At 66.1% G+C, this 20926-nt stretch carries 19 protein-coding genes; 12 read left to right on the forward strand and 7 right to left on the reverse strand.

The genetic code is table 11. From position 1 onward, the window contains the following. The first annotated feature begins 72 nt into the window (after positions 1-72). The 7 genes from QCE83_RS02080 (at position 73) to QCE83_RS02110 (ending at position 8536) form a co-directional block, all read left to right on the forward strand. Positions 73-747 (forward strand): DUF2889 domain-containing protein, encoded by a 675-nt coding sequence (locus QCE83_RS02080; protein WP_309807332.1) that lies wholly within the window; start codon positions 73-75, stop codon positions 745-747. Between the two features lie 102 nt (positions 748-849). Then, complete coding sequence (sucC, locus tag QCE83_RS02085; RefSeq protein WP_309811388.1) at positions 850-2031, forward strand: ADP-forming succinate--CoA ligase subunit beta; 1182 nt, start codon at positions 850-852, stop codon at positions 2029-2031. Positions 2032-2128: 97 nt separating this feature from the next. Then, on the forward strand, positions 2129-3010 hold the full coding sequence (sucD, locus tag QCE83_RS02090) for a succinate--CoA ligase subunit alpha (protein ID WP_309807333.1): 882 nt from the start codon (positions 2129-2131) through the stop codon (positions 3008-3010). Between the two features lie 136 nt (positions 3011-3146). Beyond that, positions 3147-3857, forward strand: coding sequence for a TerC family protein (locus tag QCE83_RS02095; protein WP_309807334.1), 711 nt, complete (start codon positions 3147-3149; stop codon positions 3855-3857). A gap of 119 nt (positions 3858-3976) precedes the next feature. Beyond that, positions 3977-4570: a pilin gene (locus QCE83_RS02100; RefSeq protein WP_404984108.1), complete on the forward strand. Its 594-nt coding sequence runs from the start codon at positions 3977-3979 to the stop codon at positions 4568-4570. 203 nt (positions 4571-4773) lie between these two features. Continuing rightward, positions 4774-6585, forward strand: coding sequence for a Wzy polymerase domain-containing protein (locus tag QCE83_RS02105; protein ID WP_309807336.1), 1812 nt, complete (start codon positions 4774-4776; stop codon positions 6583-6585). Between the two features lie 313 nt (positions 6586-6898). Beyond that, complete coding sequence (locus tag QCE83_RS02110; protein WP_309807338.1) at positions 6899-8536, forward strand: GMC family oxidoreductase N-terminal domain-containing protein; 1638 nt, start codon at positions 6899-6901, stop codon at positions 8534-8536. A 16-nt stretch (positions 8537-8552) separates the two neighbouring features. On the opposite strand, the gene moaC is transcribed toward QCE83_RS02110, so the two are convergent. After that, positions 8553-9029: a cyclic pyranopterin monophosphate synthase MoaC gene (gene moaC / locus QCE83_RS02115; RefSeq protein ID WP_309807340.1), complete on the reverse strand. Its 477-nt coding sequence runs from the start codon at positions 9027-9029 to the stop codon at positions 8553-8555. A gap of 191 nt (positions 9030-9220) precedes the next feature. On the opposite strand from moaC, the gene QCE83_RS02120 reads away from it, so the two are divergent. Then, positions 9221-11278 (forward strand): M48 family metalloprotease, encoded by a 2058-nt coding sequence (locus tag QCE83_RS02120; RefSeq protein ID WP_309807341.1) that lies wholly within the window; start codon positions 9221-9223, stop codon positions 11276-11278. Here QCE83_RS02120 and QCE83_RS02125 read toward each other — a convergent pair whose 3' ends face one another. The 6 genes from QCE83_RS02125 to QCE83_RS02150 all read right to left on the reverse strand — a co-directional run bounded on the left by QCE83_RS02125 (position 11279) and on the right by QCE83_RS02150 (position 16039). Further along, the gene (locus QCE83_RS02125) at positions 11279-11860 is read right to left on the reverse strand and encodes a DUF2946 family protein (RefSeq protein ID WP_309807342.1); all 582 of its coding nucleotides are present in this window, start codon (positions 11858-11860) and stop codon (positions 11279-11281) included. A gap of 6 nt (positions 11861-11866) precedes the next feature. Then, positions 11867-12940, reverse strand: a complete 1074-nt coding sequence (locus tag QCE83_RS02130) for a YheT family hydrolase (RefSeq protein ID WP_404984109.1) — start codon at positions 12938-12940, stop codon at positions 11867-11869. A 42-nt stretch (positions 12941-12982) separates the two neighbouring features. Next, positions 12983-13432: a nuclear transport factor 2 family protein gene (locus QCE83_RS02135; protein WP_309807343.1), complete on the reverse strand. Its 450-nt coding sequence runs from the start codon at positions 13430-13432 to the stop codon at positions 12983-12985. A gap of 182 nt (positions 13433-13614) precedes the next feature. Continuing rightward, entirely contained in the window at positions 13615-14688 is a 1074-nt protein-coding gene (gene waaF, locus QCE83_RS02140) for a lipopolysaccharide heptosyltransferase II (protein ID WP_309807344.1), read from the reverse strand. A gap of 116 nt (positions 14689-14804) precedes the next feature. Then, positions 14805-15002: a zinc-finger domain-containing protein gene (locus QCE83_RS02145; protein WP_309807346.1), complete on the reverse strand. Its 198-nt coding sequence runs from the start codon at positions 15000-15002 to the stop codon at positions 14805-14807. A gap of 116 nt (positions 15003-15118) precedes the next feature. After that, a complete protein-coding gene (locus tag QCE83_RS02150; RefSeq protein ID WP_309807347.1) occupies positions 15119-16039 on the reverse strand; it encodes a branched-chain amino acid transaminase in 921 nt (306 codons plus the stop codon). Between the two features lie 383 nt (positions 16040-16422). Between QCE83_RS02150 and QCE83_RS02155 the strand changes: the two genes are divergently transcribed. The 4 genes from QCE83_RS02155 to pyk all read left to right on the forward strand — a co-directional run bounded on the left by QCE83_RS02155 (position 16423) and on the right by pyk (position 20906). Then, positions 16423-17208: an AzlC family ABC transporter permease gene (locus tag QCE83_RS02155; protein ID WP_309807349.1), complete on the forward strand. Its 786-nt coding sequence runs from the start codon at positions 16423-16425 to the stop codon at positions 17206-17208. Next, the gene (locus tag QCE83_RS02160; protein ID WP_309807350.1) at positions 17205-17528 is read left to right on the forward strand and encodes an AzlD domain-containing protein; all 324 of its coding nucleotides are present in this window, start codon (positions 17205-17207) and stop codon (positions 17526-17528) included. The genes QCE83_RS02155 and QCE83_RS02160 overlap by 4 nt, the downstream gene beginning before the upstream one ends. A gap of 389 nt (positions 17529-17917) precedes the next feature. Further along, the gene (locus QCE83_RS02165) at positions 17918-19114 is read left to right on the forward strand and encodes a phosphoglycerate kinase (protein WP_309807351.1); all 1197 of its coding nucleotides are present in this window, start codon (positions 17918-17920) and stop codon (positions 19112-19114) included. A 355-nt stretch (positions 19115-19469) separates the two neighbouring features. After that, entirely contained in the window at positions 19470-20906 is a 1437-nt protein-coding gene (gene pyk, locus QCE83_RS02170; protein ID WP_309811396.1) for a pyruvate kinase, read from the forward strand. The last annotated feature ends 20 nt before the right edge of the window (positions 20907-20926 follow it).

Consider the following 20926-nt stretch of genomic DNA (forward strand, 5'->3'; position numbering starts at 1 on the left):
GGGGCATGTCCGGCTGGAAATACCCAATATGCTAAAATCGCACGGTTTTCTCCGTACCGGCTCACTTCCAGCATGCCTCTTTCGCCTCCCGCTCCCCGACACTTGCGCCATCGACGCGCAATTCGGCTGGAAGCCTTCGAGCGCGAAGACGGTCTGTGGGATATCGAAGCCTGTCTGACCGATGAGAAGCCGCGCGACTTCACCCTCGCGACGGGCGTCCGGCCGCTCGGCCTGCCGATCCATGAACTCTGGCTGCGCATCACCATCGACCGCAATTGCACCATCGTCGGCGCCGAAGCATCGTCCGACTGGTCGCCCTATGGCGGTCTGTGCGCCGAGTCCAACACGGCCTACCGCAAGCTCATCGGCCTCAACCTCCTGCAGGATTTCCGCCGCGAAGCCAATCAGGTGCTGCGCGGCACAGCCGGCTGCACGCATCTCACGGAACTGTGCGGCGTGCTGCCGACCGCGGCCGTCCAGGCCTTCGCGGGCGACGTCTGGAAGATCGAGAACGGCAACCCCTTCAAGCGGTCCGACGCCAACGCGTCCGGCGGCAGCGCGCCCGAAGAGCCGCCGTTCCAGCTCGGCCGCTGTCACGCGTTGCGCTTCGACGGCCCCGCGGTCAAGGAACACTACCCGCGCTGGTTCGGGTACGCGCCGGCAGAAAAAGAACCCACGGTCGCCACGCATGATGCAAGCGCGCAAACCAGCGAGCAAGCGGACCCGAAAGACAGGCGGGAGACATAGTTCGCCTCGTGCAGCGCACGCGCTCACGCGGTCGCAAGGCATTCAAACAAGAATCGAAGAATCAGCGGTTCAAACACTAAGAAGTTCACTCCAACTCTCAGACTGAAGGAATCACGCATGAAGATTCACGAGTACCAGGGTAAGGAAATCCTGCGGAAATTCGGCGTCGCGGTCCCGCGCGGCACACCCGTGTTCTCGGTGGATGATGCGGTCAAGGCCGCGGAAGAGCTGGGCGGCCCGGTTTGGGTCGTCAAGGCGCAGATCCACGCTGGCGGCCGCGGCAAGGGCGGCGGCGTGAAGGTCGCGAAGTCGATCGAGCAGGTCCGCGAATACGCGAACCAGATCCTCGGCATGCAGCTCGTCACGCACCAGACCGGCCCGGAAGGCCAGAAGGTGAACCGCCTGCTGATCGAAGAAGGCGCGGACATCAAGAAGGAACTGTACGTCGGCCTCGTGCTGGATCGCGTGACGCAGAAGGTCGTCGTGATGGCGTCGAGCGAAGGCGGTATGGACATCGAGGAAGTCGCGGAAAAGACGCCGGAACTGCTGCACAAGTTCGCCGTCGAGCCGTCGACCGGCCTGCAGGACAAGGACGCGGACGACCTGGCCCGCAAGATCGGCATTCCGGACGCATCGATCCCGCAAGCGCGCGCGATCCTGCAAGGCCTGTACAAGGCATTCTTCGAAACCGACGCATCGCTCGCGGAAATCAACCCGCTGATCGTGACCGGCGACGGCAAGGTCATCGCGCTCGACGCCAAGTTCAACTTCGACGCGAACGCGCTGTTCCGTCATCCGGAAATCGTCGCGTACCGCGATCTGGACGAAGAAGATCCGGCTGAAGTCGAAGCGTCGAAGTTCGACCTCGCGTACATCTCGCTCGACGGCAACATCGGCTGTCTGGTGAACGGCGCGGGCTTGGCGATGGCCACGATGGACACCATCAAGCTGTTCGGCGGCGAGCCGGCCAACTTCCTCGACGTCGGCGGCGGCGCCACGACCGAGAAGGTCACGGAAGCCTTCAAGCTGATGCTGAAGAACCCGAACCTGAAGGCGATCCTCGTGAACATCTTCGGCGGCATCATGCGCTGCGACGTGATCGCGGAAGGCGTGATGGCGGCCTCGAAGGCGGTGGACCTGAAGGTGCCGCTGGTCGTGCGCATGAAGGGCACGAACGAGGACCTCGGCAAGAAGATGCTGGCGGACTCGGGCCTGCCGATCATCTCGGCCGACAGCATGGAAGAAGCTGCGCAGAAGGTCGTCGCGGCGGCCGAAGGCAAGTAAGCGCACGCGCTGCCTGCCTTAGAAGAGCGTTCCACCAGATACGAATGGCGGCGCGGGGCTCGAGCCTTGGCGACGCCAAACGAACAGAGGTCACTACATGTCGATTCTGATCAACAAAGACACGAAGGTCATCACGCAGGGCATCACCGGCAAGACCGGTCAGTTCCATACGCGCGCCTGCCGCGAATACGCGAACGGCCGTGAAGCCTACGTCGCGGGTGTGAACCCGAAGCGCGCGGGCGAGGATTTCGAAGGCATCCCCATCTATGCGTCCGTCAAGGAAGCAAAGTCCGAAACCGGCGCCACGGTTTCGGTGATCTACGTGCCGCCCGCGGGCGCTGCCGCGGCGATCTGGGAAGCCGTCGAAGCCGATCTCGATCTCGCGATCTGCATCACGGAAGGCATTCCGGTTCGCGACATGCTCGAAATCAAGGACCGCATGCGCCGCGAAAACCGCAAGACGCTGCTGCTCGGACCGAACTGCCCCGGCACGATCACGCCGGACGAGCTGAAGATCGGCATCATGCCGGGTCACATCCACAAGAAGGGCCGCATCGGCGTGGTGTCGCGCTCGGGCACGCTGACGTATGAAGCAGTCGGTCAGCTGACGGCGCTGGGTCTTGGCCAGTCGTCGGCGGTCGGTATCGGCGGCGATCCGATCAACGGTCTGAAGCACATCGACGTGATGAAGATGTTCAACGACGATCCGGATACGGACGCCGTCATCATGATCGGCGAGATCGGCGGTCCGGACGAAGCCAATGCGGCTTACTGGATCAAGGACAACATGAAGAAGCCGGTGGTCGGCTTCATCGCGGGCGTCACGGCGCCCCCGGGCAAGCGCATGGGCCACGCAGGCGCGCTGATCTCGGGCGGTGCGGACACGGCGGACGCCAAGCTCGAAATCATGGACGCGTGCGGCATCAAGGTCACGAAGAACCCGTCGGAAATGGGCCGTCTGCTGAAGTCGGTCATCTAAGACCGATGCGGACAAACTACGCGAGGGTTTGGTACTCTTACTGATTCCTTTCGTATGAGCCGATACCAAGCGAGGGAGCGTTGCTTCCTCGCTTTTTTTTCGGCCTTTGTTTTCGCTTTCGCTTTCGCTCCGCACCATGCTCGAATTCTTCTCCACGCTTCACTGGGGTGCCGTCGTCCAGATCATCGTGATCGACATCCTCCTCGGCGGCGACAACGCCGTCGTCATCGCGCTGGCGTGCCGCAATCTGCCCGACCGGCAGCGCACGCGCGGCATCGTGCTCGGCACGCTCGGCGCCATCATCCTGCGCGTCGTGCTGATCGCCTTCGCGGTGCTGCTGCTGGACATTCCCTTTCTCAAGTTCGTGGGCGGGCTGCTGCTGCTGTGGATCGGTATCAAGTTGCTGCAGCCGGATCACGACGAGCACGAAATCAACGCATCCGATCGCCTCTGGGCCGCGGTGAAGACCATCATCGTCGCGGATGCCGTGATGAGCCTCGACAACGTGATCGCCATCGCGGGCGCGGCGGAGGCGGCGGATCCGCGCCACCGGCTGACGCTGGTGATCTTCGGGCTGGTCGTCAGCATCCCGCTGATCGTGTGGGGCAGCACGCTGGTGCTGAAGCTGATCGACCGTTTTCCGATGGTCGTGCTGCTCGGCGCGGGGCTGCTCGGCTGGATCGCGGGCGGCCTGATCATCGACGATCCCTTCATCGACCGCTGGCCCGCGCTCAACACCGATTTCGCGACCTATGCGGCGCGCGTGGCGGGCGCGGTGCTAGTGGTGGCACTGGGATGGCTGCTCAAGCGCCGCGCGCTCGAAGCGGGGAGACGCGCGGCCGGCTGAGGCCTGGTTGGACCTAGGCCATCCGGCTGACTGTCGCCTGAGGCGTGCTCTGAATACGATCGAAGTGTCCTGTCCGCATTGCGCGGCAGGGCGCTTTTTTCGTTTTTCCGGGAGCTGAGATGACAACGTTGGTGCTGGGTGTGATGCACGCGCCGCGCGAGGCGCGCGTGTGGTGGTTGGGACGGGCAAGGGACATGCTGGTGCGGGGCTTCACGCTCATCGAGCTGATGATCGTGCTGGCCATCGTGGGCGTGGTCGCGGCCTATGCGATTCCTGCCTATCAGGATTATCTGGCGCGCAGCCGGGTGGGCGAGGGCATCGCGCTGGCGGCATCGGCGCGGCTGGCGGTGGCCGAGAACGCGGCCAGCGGGGCGGATTTCGCGGGCGGCTACGCGTCGCCGCCGGGTACGCGCAATGTCGAATCCATTCACGTCGATAGCGACACGGGGCAGATCACGATCTCGTATTCGACCCGCGTCGCGCCGGCGGGCTCGAACACGCTCGTGCTGGTGCCGTCCACGCCGGACAACGCCGAGACTCCCACCGCACGCGTGACGCTCAGTCGCGGCGTGGTGCAGGCGGGCTCGGTCACGTGGGAATGCTTTGCGGCGGCGAAGACTGTCTCGTCCTTGCCGGCGCCGGGCTCGGGGCCGTTGCCGGTCGATCCGGCCACCTTGCCGGCCAATCTTGCGCCGCCAGAGTGCCGCGCGTGAGGGGCCTATGAGTCGGGCGGCGCGAAGCGGGACACCGCAGTAAAGAGAGCAGCGAAGCGCGGCGGCAGCATTTACGGGGCCGCCGCGCCCTGCGGGTCGTTTTTGCGGCAAAGGCGGGGTTTTCGTCGTAAATCCGTTCGTTCGACGGACAGCGGGGACAAAGTTTTGTATAGTGCGCCGGTTCCCGACGTTCCCAGTCCCTCATGCCTTCCCAATTCGCGCGTTACCTTTGTTTTGCGGTCCTGTGTCTGGCGTTGACGATCCCTTTCGCCGTCGTCAACCACACGTATCCGATCCCGACTTTCTACGCCGAATACAGTGCGCTCGCGCTCTACCTGGCGCTCGGCGCAACCGTGGCGCTGCTGGTGCGCGTGGCGGAGCCGAAGGTGTCGTTCGCCTCGCCCGTCGTCGCGTTGATGCCGCTTGCCTTCGGCGTGCTGCTGGTCGCCCAGACGGTGCTGCTGCCAATCGCACAGCCCTCCATGAACTGGCTGGGCGGCGCCTATCTGCTGGCGTCGTTCGTCGCCGTGCATACGGGCTTCGGGCTGGTGCGCGCGGGGCTCGGCGAGAAGGCGCTGCGCGTGGGCGCGGCGGCGCTGATGCTCGGCGGACTGTTTGCGGTGTTCTGCCAAGCCGTGCAGCTGCTGCATCTCGAGGTGAAGTTCACGCCCTTCGTGGTGGCCTACAACGTCATGATCGAGCGGCGTCCGTTCGGCAACATGGCGCAGGCGAATCACCTGGCCACGGTCATTGCCTTCGCCATGGCGGGCGCGCTGTTCTTCGTGCAGACGCGTCGGCTGCCGCTCGTGGTGTGGGTGGCGGTGTCGGTGGTGTACTCGCTCGGACTGGCCTTGACGGTGTCGCGCGGGCCGTGGCTGCAGACGGCGGTGATCGTCGTCGGCGGCTTGTGGATGGCGTGGGTGCAGGGAAGGCCGCGCGCGTCGGACGGCTTCGACGGACCGGGCAAGCGCGACCTGCGCGCGTGGCTCGTGCCGCTGCTGCTCGCCGTCGTGTTCTTCGCGGTCAATGCGGCGGTGCGCTGGGCCAATACCCGCTACGACTTCGGTCTTGCGCAGTCGGCGGCGGAACGCATGCAGGACGCCAACCAGATCGCGCCGCGTCTTGCGTTGTGGAAGTACGGCTGGACGATGTTCAGGACGCATCCGCTGCTGGGCGTCGGCTGGGGGGAATTTCCGCGCTATCAGTTTGAGATTGTCCGCGAGCTCGGCGGCGTCGAGATTGCCAACAATGCGCACGACATTTTCATCGACCTGCTTGCGAAGACGGGTGTGCTCGGCGTGGCGATACTCGTCGCGGGCGTCGTGTTCTGGTTGATTCGCGTGCTGCGGGCGCCGCATACGCCGGCGCGGATTTTCGGGCTGTCGCTGCTCGGCGTGCTGATGATGCATGCGCTCGTCGAATATCCGCAGCAGTACATGTTCTTCCTGATGCCGGCGATGCTCGTCATCGGCCTGCTGGACACGCGGCCGTTACGGCTCGTCGCGCGGCCGGTGTCGTACGGCGTGTATGTCGTGCTGGTGCTGGGCGGGCTGGCCGCGCTGTATCCGACACTGCGCGACTACAACCGCGCCGAGGTGCTGTACTACGGGTCGCGGCCGGCGGAGCAATATCGTGACGCGCCGTCGTTCCTGTTCACGGCGTGGGGCGAGTATGGGGCGGCGACGCTCTTGCCCATCAACGCGCAGAACGTGCAGGCGAAGCTTGCGGCGCATCGTAAGGCAATCGCGCTGTTGCCGGGCGAGACGGTGTTGCGCCGCTATGCGGTGCTTCAGGCGCTCGCCGGACAGAAGACCGAGGCGCTCGATACGATGGCCCGTCTCAAGATCTTCGCGACCGAGCTGCACGACTGGCCCAAGCAACTGGCGGCGGTGTATGGATTGATCGATGAGGCGGGCACGCCGCTTACCGCGTTCAAGGCGGATCTGGTCAGGCTATACGGGGTGCCGAAGGACGAGCCGGCCTCGGCGGACGGGGATGATGAGGATGGTGATTGAGCGTTTCACGGGCCGAGGCGACGAAGGGCGGCTTTTCACCGTAAAGCGATCGAAATCAGTATAAAGCGTATGAAAATTTCAATTTATGCGTCAATGAGTTAATGAAATTCGATATTTCGATCTAAAGGTCCGATTCGGGTTAATCTAGGCGATTGGAGCATTTCGCGATCGCCTGGAAGCCGGGACGAATCAGCGAGAGCGCCTTCGTACAAGCCTCACGGTCGGACGTGGCACATGGAATCCGAGTCCAACCGGACCGGATGATTGACATCGCGCCGCCTGTCGGGTGTGGACATTCCACACGGACCTCTTCATGGCGCCTATTCAAGACCGCTTTCGTCGTGACTTTCTTCGGCGCCTGCTCGAAGTGGGCGGCGCGCTTTCACTGTGGGGGTGCGGGCACACGAGTCCCGCCGACTCCCTCAGAGGCGGGGGCGGGCAGTATGACTACATTGTCGTCGGCACGGGCTCGGCCGGTTCGGTACTGATTCGCCGAATCGTCGACGCGGGCTTTAGCGTGCTTGCATTGGAGGCCGGTCCAACGGATGCGCTGCCCGCCATCCATGACCCGTCGCTCGTCACGCAGTTGTATGGCAGCACAGTGGACTGGAGTTTCGAGACCACGCAGCAGGTGTTCTCGGCCGATCAACGGATCGGCTGGTCGAGGGGCAAGACGTTCGGCGGCAGCAGTTCGATCAACGGCATGATGTACGTGCGTGGCTTACCCGCGGACTTCGACCATTGGGCCAGCGAGGGCGCGACGGGATGGGCGTGGCGTGACGTGGAGCCCTATTTCCGCAGGATGGAGAATTTCAGGCTCGACGATCCCTCAGGCGTCCACGGGCATGATGGACCCTTGCAGATTGGACGTCCTGCCATGACCGCCCTCGCGCAGGATTTCGTGTCGGCGGCGGCGGCTTCGGGAATGCCCGCTCCCGCGGATTACAACGACGGCACGGACAACACGGGTGCAAGCCTGTCACAGCTGACCATCCTTCCCGATGGTCAACGTGCGAGCGCCTGGACGTGCTACGTCGCTCCGCTGCTGCCGTGTCCGAAGCTCACGGTTCTGACGAACGCGCGCGTGTTGGATCTGGAGATGCAGGGTGCGCGGGTGCTCGGTGTGCGTTTCACGTGCCGTGGCGAGACCTTCGTCGCATATGCGGGCCGGGAGACGTTGTTGTGCGCCGGATCCATCATGACACCCGCAGTGTTGCTGCATTCGGGTATCGGGGCGCGACCTCATCTGGAAACGCACGGTATCCGCACAGTGGTCGATCTGCCTGGCGTGGGTGAAAATCTTCACGATCAACTGACGTGCTGGACCGTATGGCAGACGGCTCGGAAAAATACGCCGTCCGTGACCACGGGAATGGAGGCAACGGTTTTTTTCAAGAGCGCGCCGTCACAGGAAGGACCAGACGGCCAGGTTCTTCTCTCCACGAACACCTTTCCGATCGACGGCTATCCCTCGGTGACGCAGGGATTCACGCTCGTTCCCACTGTGTTGGCGCCAAAGAGCCGTGGCAGTGTGCGCCTTGCGAGCGCCGATCCTCTCGCCTATCCGCTGATGAACCCGAATGCCTGCGCCGATCCCTACGACGTCGAAGTCGTAGCACGCTATGCGCTGCAGGTCCGGGAAGTGATGCGCCAGCCGGAATTCGAGTCGTGGCATGCCGTGGAAGTCGCACCGGGACCATCAGTGACGACTCAGGCGGAAATGGAAAGCTTCGTCAAGAAGACCGGGACGACGGCCGCGCATCAAGTCGGCACGGCCAGAATGGGCAACGACGCGTTATCGGTCGTGGATCCGGAACTCCGGGTGCACGGCGTAAGCGGGCTGCGTGTGGTGGATGCCTCAGTGATGCCGGTCGTGACGAGCGGCAATACCAACGCGCCGACAATCATGATCGCGGAACGCGCGGCGGATCTGATCCTGAAGGGCGCGTGAGCGTATTGCCGTTCGCTTACGCCGCCACCCAATCCCCCGACTTCCCCCCATGCTTCTCCATGACCCGCACGTTGTTGATGGTCATGCCGCGATCGACCGCCTTGCACATGTCATAAATCGTCAGCAATCCGACCTGCACGGCGGTCAGCGCTTCCATCTCGACCCCGGTGCGCCCGACCGTCTCCACGCGCACTTCGCAATGCACGCCGGGCAGCGTCTCGTCGATCGAAAAATCCACCGCAACCCGCGTGAGCGCGAGCGGATGGCATAGCGGAATGAGATCGGCGGTGCGCTTGGCGCCCTGGATCGCCGCAATGCGCGCGACGCCCAGCACATCGCCTTTCTTCGCGCGCCCTTCGCGAATCAGCGTGAGCGTGGCATCGAGCATCACAATCGAACCGCGCGCAACCGCGACACGGCGCGTCTCGTCCTTTGCGCCGACATCGACCATGTGCGCCTCGCCGGCGGCATCGAAATGGGTGAGTCCGGACATGGCGTCTCCTTCGAAATGGGCGCCTATCATAACAGCGTGAAGACGCGCGGTTCCCGGCCCGCGGACCCCGTTTGCATCAACACTCATGCAGCAGGCAGGCCGCAAATCCGGCCGCCGCGCGCCCTACACTTGATACGATAAGCCCGTTCCCTTTTTCCAGCCGGCCGCCGGTTCCGCATCGCCTTCGCGTCATGCCTTCGACACGTCCGAGCCGCGTGCTCGTCTTCCTGCTGTGCGTAGTCCTCGCCGCGCCGCCCGCCGTGCTGGCGCAATCCGCCACGCCCATCAGAAGCGCGAACACCGCCAACACTACGAACACGATCGGCGGCACCGGGACGCTGGCTGCGTCGCAACTCCGTTCGGCGCAGGAAGGCAGCAACCCCGGCGACGTACCCGGCAACGTCGCGGAAGGCGTCTTCGGCGTCTATGGCGGCGCGGAAAGCCGCTTCGCCAATCGGCCGGGCACGATGTCCGGCCTGCGCGCACCGCTCTCGTCGGTGCAATTGCCCGATCTCGGCGACGGCTCCGGCGGCTCGCTGACGCCGCAAGCCGAACGCCGCGTCGGCGAACGGGCGATGCGCGAAGTACGCGCCGATCCCGACTATCTCGACGACTGGCTGATCCGCGACTACCTCGATTCCGTCTCCTCCAAACTGTCCGCCGCGGCCGCGACGCAGTATCTCGGCGGCTATCGGCCGGACTTCGACCTGTTTGCCGTACGCGACGCCCAGATCAATGCGTTTTCGATGCCCGGCGGTTTCATCGGCGTGAATACGGGGCTGATCGCGGCGACCCAGACCGAATCGGAACTGGCGTCGGTCATCGGTCATGAAATGGGGCACGTGCTCCAGCGGCACATCGCGCGCATGCTCGGCGCACAGGAAAAGAACAGCTACACCGCGCTCGCCGGCATGCTGGCCGGGCTGCTCGCGGGCCTGCTCGCGCACAGCGGCGATCTCGGCATGGGGCTCGCGATGGGCGGCCAGGCGCTGGCCGTCGACAACCAGTTGCGCTTCTCGCGCGCAGCCGAGCACGAGGCCGATCGCGTCGGCTTCCAGATGCTGGCGGCGGCAGGCTACGATCCGTATGCGATGGCCGCGTTCTTCGAACGTCTCGACCGCTCGACGATGGCCGACAACGGCGTGCCGCCCTATGTGCGCACCCACCCGCTCACCACCGAGCGCATCGCCGACATGGAAGGCCGCGCGCGCCGCGTGCCGTACCGGCAGCCGCGCCAGTCCGCCGAGTATGCGTTCGTGCGTGCCCGCGCCCGCGTGCTGCAAGTGAATTTCGCAAGCGACTATCGCGAGGTGGCGAGCCGCCTGAAGGCCGAAATCGACGATCAGACCGCGCTCAATCCCGCCGCGAACTGGTATGGCATTGCGCTGGCGCAAACCCTGACCGGCGATTACGCCGCCGCCGACGAAGCGCTCGCCCGCGCGCGCAAGCTCTTCGAGGGGGAGGAAGCGAGCAGCGCGGCGGCGTCGGCGCAGGTTCGGCAGGAGAACGCGAAGGGGACGGGCACGGCGGCATCGGGCGTCAGGCCTGCGCCGCCGCCACCGCGTACCGCAACCGCCGCCGATGCGAGCCCGTCGCTGCGCAACGCGGATTCGCTGACGACCGCGACACCGCTCGACCGCACGCACGCGTCGCTCGATCTCGGCCGCGTGGCCGCTCAGCCGAAGCCTGCGTCCGTGCCTCAGGCGCGGTCCGTCGGCGATATCGCGCTGGCGCCGGTGCGTATCGAAGGCGGCGCCGCGCCCCCACCGAAAACGCCGGCCGCTCCGGCGCCCGTTCGCAGTTCGCCGAGCCTGGACGTGCTCGCCGCCGACATCGCACGGCGCGCCGGCCGGCTGGACGATGCCATCCGGCTGGCGGCGAACGCAAGAAAGCGCTGGCCCGAGTCGCACGCCGCGCTGGATGTGGAATTGCAATCACTGCTGGCCGCGCACCGCTATGGCGAAGCGCAGACGCTCGCGCGCCAGGAAACCCGCGCGGAGCCGACGCGCCCCGACTGGTGGCTCTATCTCGCGCAGGCGAGCAAGGGGCTCGACGACCCGTTGCAACAGCATCAGGCCATGGCGGAAAAGCTCGCGCTGGACGGCGCGTGGCCGTCCGCGATTCGTCAGCTGAAGGAGGCGCGCGACGTGAAGAACGCCAGCTTCTACGATCTGTCCGCCATCTCGGCGCGTCTGCATGACTTCGAGGCGCGCTACAAGGAAGAGCGCGAACAGGAGAAGAACGGCTAGTCAGCCCGCCGCCGCGGCCCGCGCCGCCGGACTCGTCACGAAGCCGAAGCGTTCCGCGACCTGTGCGCGTGCAATCGGGCTGACGGGGAGATCAGCGCCGGCGCGCCAGTGGAACACGCCGCTCGCGCCGGCTTCATCGAGCGATGCGTGGTTCGCGAAGAGTTCGAGATCATGGTCGTGCAGCGCCGCGATGCGCGCGGGCGTGGCGTCGTCCGAGAACAGGATGTTGCCTTCGTCATCGAGCCACACGCGCGCCGGCTCGAAGTCGGCGCCGGCCTGATCCGTCAGGCGCAGGCGCCCGTCCACGTCCAGCAGACGCACGATCCACGGCGTATAGCCCAGCTCGACATACACCCGCTGCGGCCCGTTCTGGAAGAACCACTGACCATCGGCGTCGCATTCGTAGTTGCGGTTGATGAAGCCGAGCAGCGCGTCGTGGCGGATCGGCGTGCCGGGTTCTCCGGCGGCTTGCGCGGCGTCGTCGCGCATGCGCCACTGGCCGCGCCGGTCCAGCATCAGCCAGCCCGTGCAATGCGGAACGTTGGGCCATTTGGCGAGTGCCTGCCTGACGATGTCATCCATGATCGGTCACGAAACGAATTGCTCCAGATAGCCGAACACGCGCAGCGACAGCCAGTCGATGCGGCCCGGAAACGGCCCGGTCATGAAGCCGACGTGCCCGCCATGATTCGGCTGATCGAGCGTGACGCACGCCGAGACTTCCGCTTGCGACGGCAGCGCGAATTCCGGCAGGAACGGGTCGTTGCGCGCGTTCAGCAGCAAGGCGGGCACGTCCACATGCTTCAGATGGGCGCGGACCGTCGCCGTCGACCAGTAGTGGTTGGTGTCGCGGAAGCCGTGCACCGGCGCCGTGACCACGTTGTCGAACTCGTACAGCGTACGGGCGGCGAGCACGGCCTCGCGGTCGTACAGCCCGGGATACTGGCCGAGCTTCGCGAGCGCCTTCTTCTTCAGCGACTTGAGGAAGCTGCGCGTGTACACCATGCCGAAACCGCTCGAGATCGCTTCGCCGCCCGCGTGCACGTCGAGCGGCGCGGAGATGGCCGCCGCCGCGCGGATGATCGACGCGTCGCTGCCGCGTTCGCACAGCCAGTGCAGCAGCACGTTGCCGCCGAGCGACACCCCCGCCGCGACGATCGGCCCGCGATGCCGCTGCGCGAGCCGCCGCAGGATCCAGTCGGCCTCGGCGCCGTCGGCGAGGTGATAGAAGCGCGGCAGCAGGTTCAACGGCCCGCTGCAGCTGCGGAAATGCGGCACCACGCCGTGCCAGCCGCGCGCCTGGGCGGCGGCCATCATCGTGCGGGCGTAGTGGGAGTCGGAATTGCCTTCGAGGCCGTGGAACAGCACGAAGAGCGGGGCGGTCGCGGCGGGTGCGGAGGCCGGGTCGTGCGCGAGAAAGTCGAGGTCGATGAAATCGCCGTCCGGCGTGTCCCAGCGTTCGCGCCGGTACTGCACGGCGGGTTTGCGGCCGAACAGCGCGGGCACGATGGTCTGCGCATGGCTCGTCGGCAGCCAGCGCGGCGCGCTGTAGAGCCAGTCCGCCGCGCCCGGCGTGAGCGCCCGTGCGGCATCGCGCAGTGCCATCGCAGGCGCCTTGTCCACGAACGACGAATCGTGTGTCAACAACGGATCGCGCTTCATGGCCCCTCCCCGACAAACGTCTTGTTCAGCGCTTCATTTTTCTTAATGCAGCGGTCCCTGACCGTGCCGCAGCCTGGCCGCGTACTGTCCCGCTGTTTCCATCGGCATGGCGCTCGCGTGGATGTGCGCGATGCGCCATTCGCCGCGCTCGTGAACCATCACGTAGGTCGCGTAGACCATGCGCGGCACGCCATTCGACGCCGCCGCCGGCTGATGCGCCTCCGCAATCGCGTAGACGACCGTGCCGAGGCTGTCGTACACGCGGATGTCGAGCGGCTCGATGGTCACCGGCTGCGCTTCGAACTGCTTGCCGAGACCCGCGCGGATGCTCTCCAGCCCGTGCAGATGCGTCCCGTCCGGGCACACACACGTGGCGAATTCCTCGTCGAGCCACAACGACATGACCGCGTCGATGCTGTTGTCCGCGACGGCCTGATAGTAAGCATTGAGAGTATCGGCGGCGGCTTCGAAGAGGCGGGCGAAACGTGGCATGGCTCGTGGGTCTCTGGCATTCGATGCGGGCGCCGTCCGTGTTGCCGTGCTGCCGCGGGTAGCGGCAGGGCGGCGCGCTGCATCGGTCATTGGTCAAAGCATGCCCCCGTTCGGAGACATTCGCGTGTCCGCGCCCGCACACACACGGCGGCTAACCGCCGAAACCGCCGTTATGGGGGATCTCAGCGATGCGCGAGCAGCATGCCGCGCAAGTCGCCGAAAACCTGTTCGGCGGTGAGTTCGCGAAGGCAGTTCAGATGGCCGAGCGGACACTCGCGGGCAAAGCACGGACTGCATTCAAGATGCAGCCATTGTACCTTTGCGAGATCGGACAAGGGCGGCGTATGGCGCGGGTCGGTCGAGCCGTAGACCGCGACCAGCGGCCGTCGCGACGCCGCCGCGACGTGCATCAGGCCGGAATCGTTGGTGACGACCGCGCTCGCCCGCGAAATCAGCGCGCAGGCCTCGCCGAGCGAGGTCTGGCCGCACAGGTTGCGCACGTTGGGCGCGCGGTCCGCGATGGCCTGCGCGATCGGCGCATCCTTCTTCGAGCCCAGCGCGACGATGCGGGCATACGGGAACGACTGCGCGATGAACTGCGCGAGCGAGGCAAAGTGCTCGGGCGGCCAGCGCTTGGCCGTGCCGTACTCGGCGCCCGGGCAGAACACGACGAGCGGCGTGCGCGTATCCAGATTGAAGCGCGCCGAGACGCGCGCGGCTTCGTTCGGATCGGCTTCGAGGCGCGGCACCGGCAGCGTCTGCGCGTCGGGGCGGGCGGCGGCCTCGGGCTGCGCGAAGCGGTCGACGAACGGCAGCTTCGCGCCGGGCGCGTAGGCGAGCGCCGCGTAATGCGCGGTCATTGGCGGGCGCTCGGTCTTGGGCGGATTCGCGTGCCGCACGTTCAGCAGGCCGTAGCGGCTCTCGCCCTTGTAGCCGATGCGCAGGTTGATGCCCGCCATCCACGGAATCAGCGCGGACTTCACGGAGTTGGGCAGCACGTAGGCGGCGTCGTAGCCGACGTCGCGCAGGTCGCTCGCCAGTTGCCAGCGGCGCAGCAGCTGCAGCTTGCCGTGCGCCAGGTCAGTGGCGTAGACGTCGCGGATCTCGGGCATGCGCTCGAGCACAGGCGCGACCCACGTCGGCGCGACGGCATCGATCGCGATGCGTGGATGCAGCTTTCGCAGGAGCGTGAAAAGCGGCTGCGCCATCAATGCGTCACCGATCCAGTTCGGTGCTATAACCAGCGCGCGGCGCATCTGTCTTTATCCGATCTCAAAAAAGAAACGCGGCCCGTCGTCTTGGGGCGGGTCGTCGGGTGTCGTGGGTTGCGTGGGAGCGCGGGCATGTGCCCGCGCGGAGGCTGTCGAAGGCGTCAGTGGCCGCCCTTGATCACTTCGCCGTCTTTCAGCTTGTAGCGCGTGCCGCAGTAGGGGCAGCGTGCTTCGCCGTGCGTCACGTCGATGAACACGCGCGGGTGCGTGCTCCAGCGCTGCATTTTCGGGTTCGGGCAGAAAGCGGGCAGATCCTTGGCGGTCAGTTCCACCAGCGGCATTTCCTTCAGGTCGCTCATTGCTATCTCGTGTCAGGTGTCGTGCGTTGCGTTGCGTTTGCGTTTGCGTTGCGTCTGCGGGCCGGGGCCGGGAGTACACGGCGGACGCGCGCCCGCCGTTTCGGTGAAAGCCTCGCTCAGACCTTCGAGAGCCAGCTCGCGTACTTCTCGTTCTTGCCGCCGACCACGTCGAAGAAGGCGCTTTGCAGCTTCTCGGTGATCGGGCCGCGCTTGCCGGCGCCGATGGTGCGGTTGTCCAGTTCGCGGATCGGCGTCACTTCGGCGGCCGTGCCGGTGAAGAAGGCTTCGTCGCAGGTGTAGACCTCGTCGCGCGTGATGCGCTTCTCGATCACCGGAATGCCGAAGTCGCGCGCCAGCGTGATGACCGTGTCGCGCGTGATGCCGTCCAGGCACGAGGCCAGGTCGGGCGTATAGATCTTGCCGTTGTTCACGAGGAAGAAGTTCTCGCCCGAGCCTTCCGAGACGTAGCCGTCGACGTCGAGCAGCAGCGCTTCGTCATAACCGTCCGTGACGGCTTCCTGGTTGGCGAGGATCGAGTTCACGTACCAGCCGGAGGCCTTGGCGCGCACCATCGACACGTTGACGTGATGGCGCGTGAACGACGACGTTTTCACGCGAATGCCCTTGGCCAGGCCGTCTTCGCCGAGATACGCGCCCCACGGCCACGCCGCGATGGCTACATGGATGGTGTTGCCCTTGGCCGAGACGCCGAGTTTTTCCGAGCCGACCCAGATGATCGGGCGCAGGTAGCACGACTCCAGGTTGTTTTCCTTGACGACTTCGAGCTGCGCGGCTTCGAGCGTGGCCTGGTCGAACGGCACGTCCATCTGGAAGATCTTGGCCGAGTTGAGCAGGCGCTTCGTGTGTTCCTTCAGGCGGAAAATGGCGGTGCCTTGCGCGGTCTTGTACGCGCGCACGCCTTCGAATACGCCCATGCCGTAGTGCAACGTATGGGTCAGCACGTGGATCTTGGCATCACGCCAGTCGATCAGCTTGCCATCCATCCAGATCTTGCCGTCGCGGTCGGCCATTGACATACGGTTCTCCTAGCTCTCGTTCAAGTGGGGTCGGGCAGGCCGCCCGGCGGTGAGGGACGGCGCTCGTGCGCGGGTTTGCGTGCGGGTTTTCGTGCGATTCCTGCCGCGCCGAGCGGGACATGCCGGCGGAGGAACGCGCGCCCGAGGCGCAAAGGCGGCGAAAGAGCGTCATTTTAGCGTCTTTTCGCAACGAAACCGATCTGGGCGCGCCTTTCACGACGCTATAATTTGCCTTTCGCCGCGGCTTGCCCGGCTCGTCGATCGCCGCAGCCGAACCGCGCGGTCGAAAACCTCCGGCGGCTTGTCCGGGCCCGCGCCTGCAACCCGAGCCCCGGGATTCGAGGCCCGCCGTCCGGCTTTTCCTCCAGGCCTTGCCCCGATCCATGTTCGACCGGCTGTCCGACACCAATCGCCGCGCCTTCTTCGAGGGCATGCGCACGTTCTCTCCCGCCGTCCTGGCAACGCTCTCCTGGGGCCTCGTGACCGGCATCGCAATGACCAAGTCCGTCCTGACGGTGCCCCAGGCGCTCGGCATGACCGTGATGGTGTACGCGGGCTCCTCGCAACTGGCCGTGCTGCCGCTCTTCGCCGCGAAGCTGCCGCTCTGGACCATTCTGCTGACCGCCGGGATGGTCAATCTGCGTTTCGTGATCTTCAGCGCCGGGCTCGCGCCGCATTTCGCCTATCTGCCGCTGAAGCGCCGCCTGATGCTCGGCTATTTCAACGGCGACATCGTCTACCTGATGTTTTCGAAGCGTAACTTCGCGACCGGCTGGCAGCCCGGCAAGGAAGCATTCTTCTGGGGGCTGGTCGCGTGCAGCTGGGGTTCCTGGCAGATTTCCTCGGTGCTGGGCATCCTGCTGGCGAGCCTGATTCCCGACAACTGGGGCCTGGAACTGGCCGGCACGCTGGCACTGCTGCCGCTGATCGTCTCGGCGATCGCCACGCGCTCGACCTTCGCGGCGGTGGCCGTGGCGAGCGTGGTGGCGCTGCTGTCGTTCGACCTGCCGTACCGGCTGGGCCTGCCGCTGGCGGTGTTCGCCGCGCTGATCGCCGGGACGTTGGCGGACCTGATCGCCGACCGCGCGCGCCCGAAAGCGCCGGAAACGTCAAACGCCCCGCAAGCCTCGACCGCCCCGAAAGCCGACCCCGCGAGGACCGTCCGATGAGCGCGCTGCAAATCTGGCTGGCGATCATCGCGATGTGCATCGTCACCGCGCTGACGCGCACGCTGTTCCTGATCGGCGGCGAGCGCATGGTGCTGCCGCCCGCCGTGCAGCGCGCGCTGCGCTACGCGCCGGCCGCGGCGCTGACCGGCGTGGTCGTGCCGGATCTGCTGGAAACGTCCACGGGCATCTCGCTGGCGCTGTCGAACCATGCGCTGTGGGCGTCGGTGGCCGCGCTCGCGTATTACCTGTGGCGGCGCGGCATGATGGGCACGATCGCCGTCGGCATGCTCGTGTTCACGCTGCTGCGGCTCGTCGCCTGAGGCGAAGAGGCCCCGCCAAATACGGGTCATCATCGATTGCCAGCTAAAAGCATTCAGGGTGATCGGTTAAAATGTGCGTCTTTTCCGAGTGAGCGAGGTCGAAAGTGTGTCCGGCAGTCACCCCGCTACGGTTGTCCACCTCGTCGCGCACGCTTCGGCCGCACCGGCTGCCGTGTCCGCATGACGGCGGCCCGCGCCGGATGCCCCTGTCCGACTCCTTCCTCCCGTCCATGGTCCGCGCCTCCGCTTTCGACGCGCGGCCCTCGCCGCCAGCCTGATCCGCGCGCGAGCCGTCCTGCCCGGCGGCCCGTGCGCGGCGACTCCACGAACCGGCCGGTTTCCCCACCGGTCTTCTCGCCCGAACCGCTTCTCTACCTACGTTGACTCCCATGACGAAAGTACTGCGTTTCACCGATCTGATCGCCGAAGGCAAAGTCTCCGGCAAGCGTGTCTTTATCCGCGCGGATCTCAACGTGCCGCAAGACGATGCCGGCAACATCACCGAAGATACGCGCGTGCGTGCGTCGGTCCCGGCGATCCGCGCGGCGCTCGACGCCGGCGCGGCCGTGATGGTCACCTCGCACCTCGGCCGTCCGACGGAAGGCCAGTTCAAGCCTGAAGATTCGCTGGCGCCGGTCGCGCAGCGCCTGTCGGAACTGCTGGGCGCGGACGTGCCGCTCGTCGCCGACTGGGTCGACGGCGTGCAGGTGCAACCCGGCCAGGTCGTGCTGCTGGAAAACTGCCGCTGCAACAAGGGCGAGAAAAAGAACGACGACGGCCTCGCGCAGAAGATGGCGAAGCTCTGCGACGTCTACGTCAACGACGCCTTCGGCACCGCGCACCGCGCCGAAGCCACCACGCACGGCATCGCGAAGTACGCGGCCGTGGCGTGCGCCGGTCCGCTGCTGGCCGCAGAACTCGACGCGCTCGGCCGCGCGCTCGGCAACCCGAAGCGCCCGCTCGTGGCGATCGTCGCCGGCTCGAAGGTCTCGACCAAGCTCACCATCCTGAAGTCGCTGGCGGAGAAGGTGGACCAGCTGATCGTCGGCGGCGGCATCGCCAACACGTTCATGGTCGCGTCCGGCCTCAACATCGGCAAGTCGCTCGCGGAGAAGGATCTCGTCGGCGAGGCGAAGGACATCATCGAGCAGGCGCGCACGCGCGGCGCCTCGGTGCCGATTCCGAGCGACGTCGTCACCGCGAAGGAATTCGCGCCCACCGCGAAGGCGGAAACCAAGCCGGTCGCCGCCGTCACCGACGATGACATGATCCTCGACATCGGTCCGGACACGGCCAAGGCGCTCGCGGCCCAGCTGGAAACGGCAGGCACGATCGTCTGGAACGGCCCGGTCGGCGTGTTCGAGTTCGACCAGTTCGGCAACGGCACGAAGACGCTCGCGCAGGCGATCGCCAGTTCGTCGGCGTTCTCGATCGCGGGCGGCGGCGACACGCTCGCGGCCATCGCGAAGTACGACATCGCCGACAAGGTGAGCTACATCTCGACGGGCGGCGGCGCCTTCCTTGAATTCCTGGAAGGCAAGACGCTGCCGGCGGTCGAAGTGCTCGAATCGCGCGCCGGAGCCTGAGGCGTTGGCGGCCCGCAATAGTCCGGCGAAGGCAGCAAAGAAGGGCGCGCAGGAAGCCGGCGGCGCGCAGGCAGAGGTACATGAAGCGGGCGGCGCCATCGACGCCGCCGCGGAGGCCGCCCAGGTCATCGCCGAAGCGGCCCGGCCGGAGCAGGCGGAAGCCGGCGGGGAGGGCGTCATTCCCGCGACACCGCCGGTCATCATCGGCGGCATGCCCGCCCATGCATTGAAGGACATCGACAAAGCGACGCCGGCACGAACCGGCGCGCGCGCGCAACCGGTGAGCAACACCTCATCGCAAGCGCAACGTGCTCGCAGCCTCAACACAGGCGTTCCTACAGAGACGAGGAAAGACATGCATCGCGCCACCAAGATTGTTGCCACCATCGGTCCGGCCTCGACGAGCCCGGACATCCTCCTGCAAATGCTGCAGGCCGGCCTCGACGTCGTTCGTTTCAACTTCTCCCACGGCACCGCCGACGACCATCGCCAGCGCGCCGAGATCGTGCGCGAAGCGGCGCGCCAGGTCGGCCGCGAAGTCGCGATCATGGCGGACCTGCAAGGCCCGAAGATCCGCGTCGGCAAGTTCGAGAACGGCAAGACCATGCTCGTCGCGGGCGAGCCGTTCATCCTCGACGCCAATTGCCCGCTCGGCAGCAATGAGCGCGTGGGCCTCGACTACAAGGACCTGCCGCGCGACCTGCGCGCCGGCGACACGCTGCTGCTCAACGACGGCCTGATCGTGCTCGACGTGACGCGCGTGATCGGCGAGGAAGTGCACACGGTCGTGAAAGTAGGCGGCGAGCTGTCCAACAACAAGGGCATCAACCGCCAGGGCGGCGGCCTCACGGCGCCCGCGTTGACCGAGAAGGACATGGAGGACATCAAGACGGCGATGTCGCTCGGCGCGGACTTCGTCGCGGTGTCGTTCCCGAAGAACGCGACCGACATGGAAATGGCCCGCCAGCTCGCGAACATCGCGGGCGCGCCCTACGGCATCAAGCCGAAGATGATCGCGAAGATCGAGCGCGCCGAGGCCATCCCGGCGCTGCAGGGCATTCTCGACGCGTCCGACGGCATCATGGTCGCGCGCGGCGATCTGGCGGTGGAAGTCGGCAACGCGGCCGTGCCGGCGCTGCAGAAGCGCATGATCCGCATGGCGCGCGAGTCGAACAAGCTCGTGATCACCGCCACGCAGATGATGGAGTCGATGATCCACGCGCCCGTGCCGACGCGCGCCGAAGTGTCCGACGTGGCGAACGCCGTGCTCGACGGCACCGACGCCGTGATGCTGTCCGCCGAAACCGCGGCGGGCAAGTATCCGGTGACGACCATCGAGACGATGGCGGCCGTGTGTATCGAGGCGGAGAAGTCGGAGGAGTCGCAGCTGGACCGCGATTTCCTGGACCGCACGTTCACGCGCATCGACCAGTCCATCGCGATGGGCGCGCTGTTCACCGCGTTCCACCTGGGCGCGAAGGCGGTCGTGGCGCTGACCGAATCCGGCTCCACAGCGCTGTGGATGTCGCGTCACTGGACCCATGTGCCGATCTTCGCGCTGACGCCGCGCGTGTCCAGCGAACGCACGATGGCGCTGTACCGCAACGTGACCTCGCTGCACATCGACACCAACATGGACCGCGACGCTGCGCTCAATCAGGCGCTGGAAGTGGTGGTGTCGAAGGGCTATGCGGCGCGCGGCGACATGGTCGTGCTGACGGTGGGCGAGCCGATGGGTGCGGCGGGCGGCACCAACACGCTGAAGATCGTGCGCGTGGGCGATCACATCTAGGCAACAAACGCAGGTATCAA

The sequence above is a fragment of the Caballeronia sp. LZ034LL genome (assembly GCF_031451215.1).
Classification (GTDB): Bacteria; Pseudomonadota; Gammaproteobacteria; order Burkholderiales; family Burkholderiaceae; genus Caballeronia.

Coding starts and splice junctions, on each gene's coding strand:
- QCE83_RS02080 (WP_309807332.1), top strand. CDS start 73: ATGCCTCTTTCGCCTCCCGCTCCCCGACACTTGCGCCATCGACGCGCA.
- sucD (WP_309807333.1), top strand. CDS start 2,129: ATGTCGATTCTGATCAACAAAGACACGAAGGTCATCACGCAGGGCATC.
- QCE83_RS02095 (WP_309807334.1), top strand. CDS start 3,147: ATGCTCGAATTCTTCTCCACGCTTCACTGGGGTGCCGTCGTCCAGATC.
- QCE83_RS02100 (WP_404984108.1), top strand. CDS start 3,977: ATGACAACGTTGGTGCTGGGTGTGATGCACGCGCCGCGCGAGGCGCGC.
- QCE83_RS02105 (WP_309807336.1), top strand. CDS start 4,774: ATGCCTTCCCAATTCGCGCGTTACCTTTGTTTTGCGGTCCTGTGTCTG.
- QCE83_RS02110 (WP_309807338.1), top strand. CDS start 6,899: ATGGCGCCTATTCAAGACCGCTTTCGTCGTGACTTTCTTCGGCGCCTG.
- moaC (WP_309807340.1), bottom strand. CDS start 9,029: ATGTCCGGACTCACCCATTTCGATGCCGCCGGCGAGGCGCACATGGTC.
- QCE83_RS02120 (WP_309807341.1), top strand. CDS start 9,221: ATGCCTTCGACACGTCCGAGCCGCGTGCTCGTCTTCCTGCTGTGCGTA.
- QCE83_RS02125 (WP_309807342.1), bottom strand. CDS start 11,860: ATGGATGACATCGTCAGGCAGGCACTCGCCAAATGGCCCAACGTTCCG.
- QCE83_RS02130 (WP_404984109.1), bottom strand. CDS start 12,940: ATGAAGCGCGATCCGTTGTTGACACACGATTCGTCGTTCGTGGACAAG.
- QCE83_RS02135 (WP_309807343.1), bottom strand. CDS start 13,432: ATGCCACGTTTCGCCCGCCTCTTCGAAGCCGCCGCCGATACTCTCAAT.
- waaF (WP_309807344.1), bottom strand. CDS start 14,688: ATGCGCCGCGCGCTGGTTATAGCACCGAACTGGATCGGTGACGCATTG.
- QCE83_RS02145 (WP_309807346.1), bottom strand. CDS start 15,002: ATGAGCGACCTGAAGGAAATGCCGCTGGTGGAACTGACCGCCAAGGAT.
- QCE83_RS02150 (WP_309807347.1), bottom strand. CDS start 16,039: ATGTCAATGGCCGACCGCGACGGCAAGATCTGGATGGATGGCAAGCTG.
- QCE83_RS02155 (WP_309807349.1), top strand. CDS start 16,423: ATGTTCGACCGGCTGTCCGACACCAATCGCCGCGCCTTCTTCGAGGGC.
- QCE83_RS02160 (WP_309807350.1), top strand. CDS start 17,205: ATGAGCGCGCTGCAAATCTGGCTGGCGATCATCGCGATGTGCATCGTC.
- QCE83_RS02165 (WP_309807351.1), top strand. CDS start 17,918: ATGACGAAAGTACTGCGTTTCACCGATCTGATCGCCGAAGGCAAAGTC.
- pyk (WP_309811396.1), top strand. CDS start 19,470: ATGCATCGCGCCACCAAGATTGTTGCCACCATCGGTCCGGCCTCGACG.